The organism is Pseudochrobactrum albidum, assembly GCF_051851455.1.
Taxonomy (GTDB): Bacteria; Pseudomonadota; Alphaproteobacteria; order Rhizobiales; family Rhizobiaceae; genus Pseudochrobactrum.
The window spans coordinates 222568-236592 of sequence record NZ_JBPVTR010000022.1 but is presented as its reverse complement, the minus strand read 5'-3'; the positions used below and the strand labels follow the sequence as shown (position 1 = coordinate 236592).

The 14025-nt window shown below is 51.4% G+C and carries 8 protein-coding genes; 2 read left to right on the top strand and 6 right to left on the bottom strand.

Going from position 1 to position 14025, the window contains the following annotated elements:
* The first annotated feature begins 45 nt into the window (after nt 1-45).
* Both ACSTTO_RS08375 and ACSTTO_RS08370 read left to right on the top strand, forming a co-directional pair.
* Entirely contained in the window at nt 46-2394 is a 2349-nt protein-coding gene (locus ACSTTO_RS08375; RefSeq protein WP_439272689.1) for an NADP-dependent malic enzyme, read from the top strand.
* A gap of 286 nt (nt 2395-2680) precedes the next feature.
* Nucleotides 2681-3376, top strand: coding sequence for a hypothetical protein (locus tag ACSTTO_RS08370; RefSeq protein WP_439272688.1), 696 nt, complete (start codon nt 2681-2683; stop codon nt 3374-3376).
* Here ACSTTO_RS08370 and gltX read toward each other — a convergent pair.
* From gltX to dnaE, 6 genes are all read right to left on the bottom strand, one after another.
* Nucleotides 3339-4712 carry a glutamate--tRNA ligase gene (gene gltX / locus ACSTTO_RS08365; RefSeq protein WP_439272687.1) on the bottom strand — a complete coding sequence of 458 codons (1374 nt, stop codon included), beginning with the start codon at nt 4710-4712 and terminating at the stop codon, nt 3339-3341. The genes ACSTTO_RS08370 and gltX overlap by 38 nt on opposite strands.
* Before the next feature lie 24 nt (nt 4713-4736).
* Nucleotides 4737-6419 carry an NAD+ synthase gene (locus ACSTTO_RS08360; protein ID WP_439272686.1) on the bottom strand — a complete coding sequence of 561 codons (1683 nt, stop codon included), beginning with the start codon at nt 6417-6419 and terminating at the stop codon, nt 4737-4739.
* A gap of 79 nt (nt 6420-6498) precedes the next feature.
* On the bottom strand, nt 6499-6852 hold the full coding sequence (locus ACSTTO_RS08355) for a diacylglycerol kinase (RefSeq protein ID WP_439272685.1): 354 nt from the start codon (nt 6850-6852) through the stop codon (nt 6499-6501).
* Between the two features lie 81 nt (nt 6853-6933).
* Nucleotides 6934-8313 (bottom strand): class II 3-deoxy-7-phosphoheptulonate synthase, encoded by a 1380-nt coding sequence (locus tag ACSTTO_RS08350; RefSeq protein ID WP_439272684.1) that lies wholly within the window; start codon nt 8311-8313, stop codon nt 6934-6936.
* 242 nt (nt 8314-8555) lie between these two features.
* Entirely contained in the window at nt 8556-9950 is a 1395-nt protein-coding gene (gor, locus tag ACSTTO_RS08345) for a glutathione-disulfide reductase (RefSeq protein WP_439272683.1), read from the bottom strand.
* A gap of 510 nt (nt 9951-10460) precedes the next feature.
* Complete coding sequence (dnaE, locus tag ACSTTO_RS08340; protein WP_439272682.1) at nt 10461-13961, bottom strand: DNA polymerase III subunit alpha; 3501 nt, start codon at nt 13959-13961, stop codon at nt 10461-10463.
* Nucleotides 13962-14025: the final 64 nt, after the last annotated feature.

The following is a 14025-nucleotide window of genomic DNA, read 5'->3' as shown; positions in this document are numbered from 1 at the left end:
AGCACATATATAGCGGCTGCCAATCGTCTGAATGGACAAATATACATGACCAAAAAATCATCCGCCGACACTACCAAGGCTGCAACTGCCCCTGCAAAACCAGCAGCAAGACAATTTTCAGATTTTGAAGAAGCGGCGCTGTTTTATCACCGCTCACCAAAACCGGGCAAACTGGAGATTCAACCCACCAAAACCCTCGGCAACCAGCGCGATCTTGCACTGGCCTATTCCCCCGGTGTGGCTGCGCCCTGCCTTGCCATTCAGGATGATCCGTCGCTGGCGGCAGATTATACGGCGCGCGCCAATCTTGTTGCTGTCATCTCCAACGGCACTGCCGTTCTGGGTCTGGGGCATATCGGCCCGCTTGCCTCCAAACCGGTTATGGAGGGCAAGGCTGTCCTGTTTAAAAAATTTGCCGATATTGATGTTTTTGATATTGAGGTGGATACGTTGGATGTAAACCGCATGGTTAATGTGGTCTCGGCATTGGAGCCGACTTTTGGCGGTATCAATCTGGAAGATATTAAAGCGCCGGAATGTTTCGAGGTTGAGGAACAACTGCGCGAAAAAATGAATATTCCGGTGTTTCATGATGACCAGCACGGCACGGCTATTATTGTGGCTGCCGCTGTTCTCAATGGCCTTGAGCTGGCCGGAAAAGATATCAAAACCGCAAAAATCGCTGTATCAGGTGCCGGCGCTGCCGCCCTTGCCTGCCTTAACCTGCTTGTCAGCCTTGGCGCGGATCGCAAAAATATCTGGGTCAGCGATCTGGAAGGCGTGGTCTATAAAGGCCGCAACGAATTGATGGATCGCTGGAAAGAGGTCTATGCACAGGATACCGATGCCCGCACGCTGAATGATATTATTGATAATGCCGATGTGTTTCTCGGCGTGTCGGCGGCTGGTGTGCTGAAACCGGAAATGGTTGCCAAAATGGCACCCTCGCCGCTGATCATGGCGCTTGCCAATCCAAAGCCGGAAATTATGCCGGAAGAAGCGCGCGCTGTTCGTGAAGATGCGATTATTTGCACCGGCCGGTCGGATTATCCCAATCAGGTCAATAATGTGTTGTGCTTCCCTTATATTTTCCGCGGTGCGCTGGATGTGGGGGCAACAGCCATTAATGAAGAAATGAAAATGGCAGCGGTAAAGGCAATTGCCGCCCTTGCGCGCGAGGAAGTGTCTGATGTGGCAGCCCGCGCCTATTCCGGCGATACTCCGGTTTTCGGTGCCAATTATGTGATCCCCTCGCCATTTGATCCGCGTCTGATTCTGCGTATTGCGCCTGCCGTGGCACAGGCCGCTATGGATACCGGTGTGGCAACCCGCCCGATCACGGATATGGAAGCCTATATTGACCGGTTGAACCGCTTTGTGTTCCGTTCCGGCATGATCATGAAGCCGGTTTTTGCCGCTGCCCGGCGCCTGGCTGAAAAGAAACGCGTGATCTATGCCAATGGCGAAGAAGAGCGCGTCTTGCGCGCCGCACAGGTGGTGCTGGAAGAAGGCATCGCCCAGCCGATTCTGATCGGCCGGCCGAATGTGATTGAAACGCGCCTGAAACGCTATGCGCTGAAAATCCGCCCCGGTACAGATTTTGAAATCATCAATCCGGAGGATGATCCGCGCTATCGCGATTATGTTGATCTTATGCACAAGCTCACTGGCAGACAGGGCATGACACCGGAAGCCGCACGTTCCATTGTGCGCACCAACCCGACTGTGATTGCCGCTCTGGCGATTGTGCGCAATGAAGCTGATGCCATGATTTGCGGTCTGGAAGGCCGGTTTGAACGCCATCTGACACTTGTCAAACAAATTCTCGGCGTGCAGGAAGGGCTGCGTGATCTTTCAACCCTCAGTCTGCTGATCTCCAGCCGCGGCACGCTTTTCTTCACGGACACTTATGTGAATCTTGATCCGAGTGCCGAAGAAATTGCGGAAATGACCATTCTGGCCGCCAATGAAATCCGCCGCTTCGGCATTGAGCCCAAAGCCGCCCTGCTCTCTCATTCCAATTTTGGCTCGCGCGATTCAAAAAGTGCTGCCAAAATGCGTGACGCCTGCGCCCTGTTGCAGGAGCGCTTTCCTGATCTGGAAGTGGATGGTGAAATGCATGGTGATGCAGCCTTATCGCAGTTGCAGCGTGACCGCGTTTTCCCCAATTCACGCCTGAAAGGGGAAGCCAATCTGCTGGTTTTCCCAAATCTGGACGCAGCCAATATCACCATGAATGTGGTTAAAACTGTGACCGATGCCCTGCATGTGGGCCCGATCCTGCTTGGTGCAGCGCGCCCTGCGCATATTCTCACACCTTCTGTCACTTCGCGCGGTATTGTTAATATGACCGCTCTGGCCGTGGTTGAGGCAGCCCAGCGCACCACGGCATAATCATGCATGTATAAAAATAACAAGCCGCATATCAGGTGATATGCGGCTTTTTTAATGACAGAAAAATTTAGTTAAAATATATAAAAATCTATTAAATCAATAATTTACAAGTATTTTACCAAATTTATTCATACTTTCCGCATTATATTTTAAACCATATTTGCGGAGTATTTTTATGGCTTTTGCCTGTTATTTTTCAAATAATATTTTTTACAGAATTATCTGTCATATATTACTGGCAGCTTGTTTTTTTCTGTTTTTCTATTTGCCGGCAAGCGCCCAAATAATGGCAGATAACAGTCAATGCCGGCTCTATGAACAGCAGTTGCAAGATATCAACCAGGCAATCCGGCTTAATAAATATCAGGTTGCACGCTATCAGCAATTAGCGCAAATGCAGCAACAGGCACGCCGCGATGCTGCCCGTTTTGGCTGTCATGCCGGCTTGTTTGGCAAAGGCTCAAATTCTGAAGAATGCCGCTATATCCGCCATGCACAACAAAGGCTGGAAACTGCAATGAATATGCTTGGCACACAGGCCGCCACAGCACAGCAAAAGCGAATGCGGCAAATGATCTATAAAGATATGCAATATTACAAATGCCGCAGCCCGCAGGCTCTTGACCGGCTGATAGCAGAAAACCGCAACAAAACACGGCAACCAGCGCGTAAACGCACCAAGCAAACCTATAAAAAGCCGCAACCGATAAAGCAGGCTGCCCTGCAAAAACCGGTTGCACCCCTTCCGGTACAAGAAGCCGGTCAAAGGCCTGCATCTCCCATGCCGGTACAAGAAGCAGATATTTTACCGATCAAGGCCAATGCCGGTGAGAATAATTCTGCCCTCACCATTCCGCCATCACCGGCTATGAACTTTACAAAAACGGCGGAGACCCCCCCGCCGCCTATGCCGGAGCCTGTTGATTATGTGCCGGATCCAAAGATCAGACGCGTCGGGCCAGAGTATTATCCCGCCCGATAAGCGGCAGCAAATCGGCCAGTTCAGGGCCGGAGGCCACTCCGGTCAATGCAAGGCGCAAAGGCATGAACAAAGCCTTGCCCTTGCGGCCGGTTGCAGCCTTTACAGCCTCTGTCCAGACTTTCCAGACATCTTTACCCCATGGCTCTGCGGGCAAAAGATCAAAAGCCTGCGCAATAAAATCCTTATCCTCATCAGCCACAGCATCAGAAAAAGGTGCTGTATGATTGATAATGCCCCACCATTGGGCTGCATCTTTCACATAATCAATATTGCCGCGTACAGCCGCCCAGAAAGCTTCAGCCTTATCGCCGGCAATACCAAGTGCTTCCAAACGCTCAGCAATATCCGCATAATCCAGATGATGGATCAAAGTGCGGTTGAGGCCGGTCAGATCAGCCGGATCAAATTTGGCATTGGATTTTGATGCATGAGAGGGCTCATAACGCTCTGCCAGTTCTTCCATTGTTGCAACCGGCTCAACATTATCAGATGTGCCGGTGAGCACCGCCAAGGATGCAACCGCCATCGGCTCAACCCCTGCATCGCGCAAAGAGCCCACAGACAAGGCGCCGGAACGTTTGGACAGCCCCTCGCCGCTGGTGGTGGTGAGCAGATTGTGATGACCAAAAACCGGCACAGTATCACTCAACGCACGAAAAATCGCAATTTGCGCACCGGTATTGGTTACATGGTCATCACCGCGGATAATATGGGTGATACCCATATCAATATCATCCACCACCGATGGCAGCGTGTAGAGATAGGTGCCATCCTCACGCACCAGTACCGGATCAGACATCGAGGCCAGATCAACAGTCTGCGGACCGCGCACCAGATCATCCCAATGCACTTCAGTGCGCTCTGTCTCAAATGGTGAGGTTTTGAAATTAGGCAGCAGAAAACGCCAATGGGCTTTCCGGCCCTGCGCCTCATAGGCGGCCTTTTGCTCATCGGTCAGCTTCAGCGCATCCCGCCCATAAACCGGCGGCAGACGGCGGGTCAGGCGCATTTTCCGGCGCAGTTCCAGCTCTTCCGCCGTTTCATAACAGGGGTAGAGCAAACCGGCTTGTTTAAGCTTTTCAACCGCTGCATCATAAATTGCAAAACGTCTCGATTGATATTCAACACGTGAGGGCTTGATGCCCAGCCAGTCAATATCGCGGGCGATAGCCTGCGCATATTCTGTTTTGGAGCGCTCCACATCCGTATCATCATAACGCAGGATGAATTGCCCCTTATGCTTTAAGGCAAACAACCAGTTATAAAGTGCCGGACGGGCATTACCAATATGGATATAGCCGGTTGGAGACGGTGCAAAACGTACGATGACAGTCATGATTTTCTTCTTTATTGGTTTTGTTTAATGCCGGTCGCGAAAGCGGTTGGTGATGGGATAGCGCCGGTCGCGGCCAAAATTTCGGGTCGTAATCTTCACCCCCGGGGCTGATTGGCGGCGTTTATATTCAGCGATATAGAGCAGATGCTCCACACGTTCCACCACATCACGCTCATAGCCCTCAGCCACAATCTCATCCACGCTGCGCTCATGCTCCACCAGTGCCTCCAGAATTGCATCCAGCACCGGATATGGCGGCAGTGAATCCTGATCGGTCTGATTATCGCGCAGCTCCGCACTTGGCGCCTTGTCGATAATATTTTGCGGCACAACCACACCCTCCGGCCCCAGCGCCCCTTCAGGCCAGTGCCGGTTGCGCCAGTCTGCCAGCGCATAGACCTGCATCTTGTAAAGATCCTTGATCGGGTTGAAGCCGCCGTTCATATCGCCGTAAAGTGTGGCATAGCCAACAGCCATTTCCGACTTGTTGCCGGTTGTGACAACCATGGAGCCGAATTTGTTGGAAATAGCCATCAAAATAACGCCACGGGCGCGGCTTTGCAGATTTTCTTCTGTCACACCGCTGTCTGTACCTTCAAACAAAGGATGCAGCACATTGAGAAAGCCCTCAACAGGCGCTGCAATCGGCACAATATCATAACGGCAGCCCAGTGCTTCAGCGCAATCCTTTGCATCTTTCAGCGAAGTTTCAGATGTGTAGCGATAAGGCAGCATCACCGTATGCACGCGCTCTTTACCCAGCGCATCCACCGCCAATGCCGCGCAAATGGCAGAGTCCAGACCGCCGGACAGGCCAAGCACAACGCTTTTAAAGCCATTTTTATTCACATAATCACGCAGGCCATGCATGCAGGCCAGATAATCCGCCTCCGCACCTTCCGGCAACCAATTACGTTCACCATCTGCGCAAACCCAGCCATCATCACCACGCGTCCATACAGTCAGTTCTGTCTGTTCCTCAAACTGCCTAAGCTGCACTGCCAGATGATAATTGCTGTTCATTACAAATGAGCCGCCGTCAAACAGCAGCTCATCCTGACCGCCGGTCTGGTTGAGATAGATCACCGGCAGGCCGGTTTCCGCCACCTGACGCGCAACCACCTGATGGCGCACTTCCATCTTGGCACGATGATAGGGAGAACCATTTGGCACGAGAAGAATTTCAGCCCCGCTCTCGGCCAGTGTTTCACATACGCCGAGATCGCCCCAAATATCCTCGCAAACAGGAATACCAAGCCGCACACCGCGAAAATTCACCGGCCCCGGCATGGCGCCGGCCTGAAAATTGCGCTGCTCGTCAAATTCACCATAATTGGGCAGATCAACCTTATAGCGTTCGGCAATCACTTTGCCGCCATCCAGCACCATTACCGCATTATGCAATCCGGTTTCACGCTGCAATGGTGTGCCGATAATTATTCCGGGCCCGTTATCGCCCGTATCCAGCGCCAATTGCCGCACAGTCGATTCGCAGGCTTTTACAAATGCCGGCTTGGAGACCAGATCCTCAGGCGGATAGCCGCAAATAAACAGTTCCGTAAACAGAATAAGATCGGCCTGCGCTTCAGCCGCGGTTTTACGGGCTGCACGCGCCTTGGCAAGATTGCCCTGCAAATCGCCCATAACCGGGTTCAGCTGGGCAATTGCGATGCGTAATTTATCGGGTGATGTGGTTTGTGTGCTCATGCATAAGCCTTACCGTGCCTGCCATTTTCTTGCAATTCAAAACGGGCAAAATCAACATGGCACAACGCATGATATCTGTTCAGGCGGTAAAAACCAGCGGCCAGAGATGATAGATCCAGATGGCAGCACATATAACAGAGGCAATCAGCACAGCCAAGGAGCCGCAATCCTTGGCAATCTGGATATCTTTCTTAAAATCACGGCTGATTGCATTGCAGGCGGCCTCCACAGACGTATTGATAATTTCCACAAGCAGAAGAAACAAAACCGCACCAACCAACAGCATATAGGCCGCCATATCCGCCGCCACAAACCATGCCACAGGCAATGCAACCAGCAACAAAACCAGCTCCTGCTGCACCGGCTTTTCATGACGCGCCAGATGCCCCAGTGCCCGCATGGAATTGATAAAAGCCTTATAGAGACGCTCCATATTGCCCCGCAATAATGTGATTTAAAAACAGAAAACGGGCGGGAAAATATCCCGCCCGAAAATATCTTTATACATTAAAAATCATGCAGTTGCCGCAATTTTTTGAGAATGTGAATCACGGTCTTTTTTCAAAAGCTCTGCAACAAGAAACGCCAACTCCAACGCCTGATCCGCATTGAGGCGCGGATCGCAATGAGTGTGATAGCGATTGGACAATTCCTCTGCGGAAATAGCACGAGCGCCACCGGTGCATTCGGTGACATTTTTACCGGTCATTTCAATATGAATACCACCGGCATGGGTACCTTCTGCCTGATGCACCGCAAAAAAACTCTGCACTTCTTTCAGCACACGATCAAACGGACGGGTCTTGTAGCCCGCAGCGGTGATGGTATTGCCGTGCATAGGATCACACGACCAGACAACCTTGCGCCCTTCTTTCTCAACCGCACGGATAAGACGCGGCAGATGCTCTTCCACCTTGTCATAGCCAAAACGTGCAATCAGGGTGAGCCGTCCGGCCTCATTTTCCGGATTAAGCTTATCAATCAAACGGATAAGATCATCGCTCTCCAGAGACGGGCCGCATTTCATGCCGATCGGGTTTTTAATGCCGCGGCAATATTCAACATGGGCATGGTCGATCTGGCGCGTGCGGTCACCAATCCACATCATATGGCCGGATGTACCATACCAATCGCCTGATGTGGAATCGATACGGGTCAGCGCCTCCTCATAGCCAAGCAGCAGGGCTTCATGGCTGGTGTAAAAATCCGTTTCACGCAAGACATGGTTGCTCTCTGCCGTAATGCCGATGGAACGCATGAAATCCATCGTCTCGGAAATACGATTGGCAAGCGCGGCATAACGTTCGCTCTGCGGGCTGTCAGACACAAAGCCGAGCGTCCATTTGTGCACATTTTCCAGATTGGCATAGCCGCCCTGAGCAAAAGCACGCAACAAATTGAGCGTGGCCGCCGATTGGCGATAGACCATTTCCTGGCGGTTCGGATCAGGAATACGCGAGCTTTCGCTGAACTCAATACCATTAATAATATCGCCGCGGTAAGATGGCAGCGCCACGCCATCTACCGTCTCCGTATCGCTGGAGCGCGGCTTGGCGAACTGGCCGGCAATACGGCCAACCTTAACAACAGGCTGTGATCCGCCAAAAGTAAGCACAACGGCCATTTGCAAAAATACGCGGAAAAAGTCGCGGATATTGTCCGCGCCATGTTCCGCAAAGCTTTCTGCACAATCACCCCCCTGCAACAGGAAGGCGCGCCCCTCAGCCACTTCGGCCAGCTGCCGGGTAAGCTTGCGTGCCTCCCCCGCAAAAACCAAAGGCGGATATGTACGCAGACGAGCCTCGACATCGGCCAAAGCCTGCGCGTCCGGATAAGAAGGCACTTGGCGTATCGGCATGCCTCTCCAGGATTGCGGTGTCCAGTTCTTCGTCATTATAGCACCTGTGTTATTTTCAAAATCTTGGTAAATTATCCCCTGCTGCGCCACACCATTGCGGCAACAGCCTTGCGTATATAGTCCACTGCAAAGCAATTAACCAGCCGCAATTCAGACTATACAGCCTCCGCTGTCATTTTTGCCAAGATTTTTGGCCTTTTTTGTAATTTTAAAACATAAAAGCCGGCATTTACCATTGCCGGCCGGTGCTTTTTTGCCAAGTATTTGCGTTTCAACCGTCAGCCTTCACGCATACCATTCACCAAACGATAGCTTGGTGTATACATGGTCACGAATTCTTCTGCGGCAGAAGGATGCAAGGCCATTGTGCGGTCAAAATCATCCTTACTTGCATTGGCCTTCAAAGCGATACCCAGCAATTGCGCCATCTCTCCAGCATCCGGCCCCAAAACATGGGCGCCAAGCACTTTACGGCTATCACCATCAACCACCAGCTTGGTCAGCATTTTATCCTGCCGGCCTGCAAGCGTGTTACGCATCGGACGAAAATGCGCACGATAGATCTCAACATTCGTATAATGCTTTGCAGCCTCCTCCTCCGACATGCCTACAGTGCCGATTTCCGGCTGGGAGAAAACCGCCGTCGGGATCAGCTCATGATCAGGGCGCACCGGATTGTTTTTAAATGCAGTTTCTATAAAGCACATGGCCTCATGAATAGCCACGGGGGTGAGCTGCGCACGATTGGTAATATCGCCTACAGCCCAGATATTCTTCACACTGCTGCGTGAATATTCATCCACAATCACCGAACCGTCAGCGGCCAGTTTCACACCGGCATTTTCCAGCCCCATGCCTCTGGTATTCGGCACACGGCCAATGGCCTGCAAAACCTGATCTGCCGCCAGAACTTCCCCATTGTCCAAGCTGACAGCAAGGCGACTTTCCCCCTGTGCCTGTGCCACAGCGGTTATCTGCGCTTCCGTTACAATGCGAATACCTTTTTCAGCCATTGCCTCGCTGACCAGACGATACAGATCACTATCAAAACGGTGCAAAATCTGTTTACCACGATAGACCAGCGTGGTGTTCACGCCGAGGCCGTTGAAAATGCCGGCAAACTCAACCGCGATATAACCGCCACCCTGAATAACAATGGATTTTGGCAGGGTTTTCAAATCAAAAACATCATTGGAGCTGATGCATAACTCATGGCCGGGCATAGTTTCATCCATAAACGGACGCCCGCCCGTGGCAATCAAAACAGTCTCGGCTGTAACCGTTTTACCGCTGCCGACAAGCTCGACCGTATGGGCATCTTTCAGCACCGCGCGATAAGGCAGAATTTCGGTTTTCGCATTATTCAGCCCCTTGGTATAGAGGCCTTCAAGGCGGGTGATTTCCGCTTCTTTATTGGCGACCAGACGAGACCAATCAAAACTTCTTTCTCCGACTGTCCAGCCATAACCGGCCGCATCGCTGAAATGCTCCGGAAATTGTGAAGCATAAACATAAAGTTTTTTGGGCACACAACCGCGAATCACACAGGTGCCCCCCATACGAAATTCCTCAGCCAGCCCGACCCGCTTGCCCATAGATCCGGCAAGACGCCCTGCCCGCACCCCGCCGGAGCCGCCGCCGATAACAAACAGGTCATAGTCGTAACTGGTCATCATTTTCTCCGATTCATCAGCCTGCATTGCGATAAATGTAATCTGCAAGCCCTGCTTAACAAGCACCCTATCTGTGCATAATCAGCATGATTTGTGTATATTTCTCTTTGGCAGAAACAAATTAAGACAAGCTGAGCAATATCAATTTAAATCTCCCCGATTTAAACCTTTTCGCAAAATGCCAAGACCATGCACCATAGCTGCCAGAACAAAGCCGAATCCGTTTAATGTCCAAAGGCGGCAGCAATAAAATACGGTGCTGAAACCACGCGAAACTTTGCTTCATCGCCGTCTGGACAGAATTTACACAGACAGAATTTACACAGACAGAATTTACCCGCAAAAATCCTTTCACATTATCAGCTTGCAATGCAGCCAAAACACAGCATCCTATAGCCATGTAAAACAGCCAGACAAAGCATACGACCAGATAAGGCGGAGCATCCGGCTGCATATCAGGCCATTACATAAAAATCACAGCCTTATTGAATATTGTATTGCAACTCCCCGTCAACTGACCAGTTCCACATCCACCACACCGTCAATCGCCTTCATAGCACCGGCAATTTGCGGGCTGATGCGGTAACGATCCGGCAGCATCACTTCAATTTCACGCTGGCCATTATCTTTAATAACAATAAAGCTGACCTCACCATCCCCGCGCGCAGAAAAATAAGGGGCGATCTGATCCAAAGCTTCACAATTGCGCAAATAAAGCCGCAAAGCCTTTTGCAAACGGCTGGCTTCATCCTCCAGAGAGACAACCGTTGCTATCCGCAAACTGATCCCCTCGGGCCGGTTTTCCGCCGAAACGGTGATGACAACCGAACGACCCGGCTCCAAAAGATCACGAAACTGCTGCAAAGCCTCTGAAAACAGCACGGATTCGAATTGTCCGGTTGCATCAGAAAACGCAATAATGCCCATCTTGTTGCCGGTTTTGGTTTTGCGCTCCTGCTTGCTGATCACAGTTCCGGCAAGGCGGCCATGTGTGGCTCCCTTTTTCACGGCATTGGAAAAATCCGCCCAGCTCTGCACACGCATTTTTTGCAAAACATCCGCATAATCATCCAGCGGATGCGCAGAAAGATAAAAACCCGCAGCCTGCAATTCACGATGCAGTTTTTCTGCCGAAGTCCAGGGGGTAACAACCGGTAATTGCAACTTTTCCTTTGGCACCAGGCCAGAGCCGAAAATATCCGCCTGCCCGCTATTGGCATTTTCCTGCGTGCGCTGGCTATAAGCCATAAGCCTGTCTATACCGGAACTCAATGCCGAGCGGTCAACGCCAAAACAATCCAGGGCGCCGGCATTAATCAAGCTTTCAAACACGCGGCGGTTCACCAGACGCGGATCAACCCGCTCACAGAAATCCTCTAAACTTTCAAACGGTTTTTCGTTCCGTTTTTCAACAATATGCTCAACCGCAGCATCACCAACCCCCTTGATTGCCGCAAGAGAATAAAAAATCTTGCCATCGCCCACCTCAAACGGACGATAGGATGTCATAACGGATGGCAGCACAACCTCAATGCCAAGACGCATGGCATCACGCCGGAAATCATTAAGTTTTTCCGTGTTATTCATATCATAGGTCATAGAGGCGGCCAGAAACTCCGCCGGATAATGCGCCTTCAGATAAGCCGTGTGATAAGATACAATTGCATAGGCAGCGGCGTGGGATTTGTTGAAACCATAATCAGCAAATTTGGCAAGCAGGTCAAAAATCGTATTGGCCTGCGCCTTGCTGACCCCGCCCTCCACCGCGCCATCAACAAAGCGGACACGCTGCTTATCCATTTCTTCACGGATTTTTTTACCCATCGCGCGGCGCAGCAAATCCGCTTCCCCGAGCGAATAGCCGGAAAGCACCTGCGCAATCTGCATCACCTGTTCCTGATAAACGATAACGCCTTGCGTTTCCTTCACCAAATGGTCGATCTTAGGGTGGATGGAGGCTATTTCCTCCTCACCGTGTTTGCGCGCATTATAGGTTGGAATATTCTCCATCGGCCCCGGCCGATAAAGCGCCACAAGCGCAATAATATCCTCAATCCGGTCAGGCTTCATCCCGATAAGCGCCTTACGCATACCCACAGATTCCACCTGAAACACGCCAACCGTCTCACCGCGCGACAACATTTCATAAGTTGTCTTATCATCGAAAGGCAGTGTCTGCAGATCAATCTTGATGCCTTTGCGGGCAATCAGTTTAACGGCGGTGTTGAGAACTGTCAGGGTTTTAAGGCCGAGAAAGTCGAATTTCACCAGACCTGCCTGCTCAACCCATTTCATATTAAACTGGGTAACCGGCATATCCGAGCGCGGATCGCGATACATCGGCACCAGTTCCGATAATGGCCTGTCACCAATCACAATCCCCGCGGCATGGGTGGAGGCATGGCGATAGAGACCTTCCAGCTTCAATGAAATGTCAAGCAAGCGCCCAACAACAGGCTCTTTCTCACGCTCTTCATTGATGCGTGGTTCCTCCTCAATTGCCTTGCCAAGTGAGACCGGATTGGCGGGATTGGAGGGAACAAGTTTGCATAATCTGTCAACCTGACCATAGGGCATTTGCAAAACGCGGCCAACATCACGCAAAACAGCGCGCGCCTGCAAGGTACCAAAAGTAATGATCTGGGCAACCTGATCACGCCCATATTTGGCCTGCACATAGCGGATCACCTCTTCACGGCGATCCTGACAGAAATCAATATCAAAGTCCGGCATCGAAACACGATCCGGATTGAGAAAACGCTCAAACAGCAGGGAAAAACGCAAAGGATCAACATCTGTGATCGTCAACGCATAGGCAACAAGAGAGCCCGCACCGGAGCCGCGGCCGGGACCCACCGGAATATCCTGTGATTTAGCCCATTTGATAAAGTCAGAAACGATCAGAAAATAGCCCGGAAACTTCATCCGGACGATGATCGAAATCTCATAATCCAGCCGTTTGACATAATCCTCATAACTATGCCCTTCTGCCATGCCAAAGAGCTTGAGACGGCGCTCAAGCCCCTCCCGTGCCTGACGCGCCATTTCATCAGCCTCTGCCTGCAAGGCAGTTTCCGGATCATCCGACTCCCCTGTAAATCGCGGCAAGATCGGCGCGCGGGTCTGGGTAAACCAATGGCAGCGACGGGCAATTTCAACCGTATTTTCCAAAGCTTCCGGCAAATCGGCAAATAATGCTGCCATCTCGCTCTGGCTTTTTAGATAATGGTCCGGTGTAAGCCGGCGGCGATCATCAGAAGCAATGACCTGCCCCTCGGCAATAGCCAAAAGCGCATCATGAGCCTCATAATCATCGCTTTGTTTGAAAAATGCCTCATTGGTGGCAACCAGCGGCAGCTCATATTCATAAGCCAGCTCCACCAGTTTTGCCTCAAGCGCGCGATTATAGCCACGATGGCGGTGCAGTTCGACATAGAGCCTGTCACCAAAGGCATTTTTAAGAAATTCCAGCCGGCTGCGCGCGCGCATTTCATGATCACTGCTCAAGGCACGGGCAACGGGGCCGTTCTCTCCGCCGGTCAGCAGAATAATGCCCTCTGCAAGATCCGGCAGCCAGCCGGCACAAATATGCACCGGATCACCGGGCTCGGTTTCAAGATAGGAGCGGCTGACAAGCCGCACCATATTGGCATAGCCCTCTTCACTACAGGCCAGCATAACCACCGGCGCAAGATCCAGTGCATCACGGCGGTTCACCGCGCGCCCTTCCACCTCATGATCACCGAAAGCCAGATCAACCGTGCAGCCAATAATCGGCTGCACGCCATCTTTCGAGGCTTTTTGTGCAAATTCCAGCGCCCCGAACAGATTATTCGTATCGGTTACCGCAATTGCAGGCGCATTATCATCCTTAGCGTGACCGATAATCTTACCAATCTGCAATGCACCCTCAAGAAGTGAATAGGCAGAATGCACCCGCAAATGAATAAAAACCGGCGCATTCGCCCCAACTGCAGACAGATCAGAAGACAAAGGTATATTCTCCGTCATTGCAACCATAATACCGGCGCGGCAAAAGCCGGAAAATCGCTATATTTCAAAATATCACTGCAAC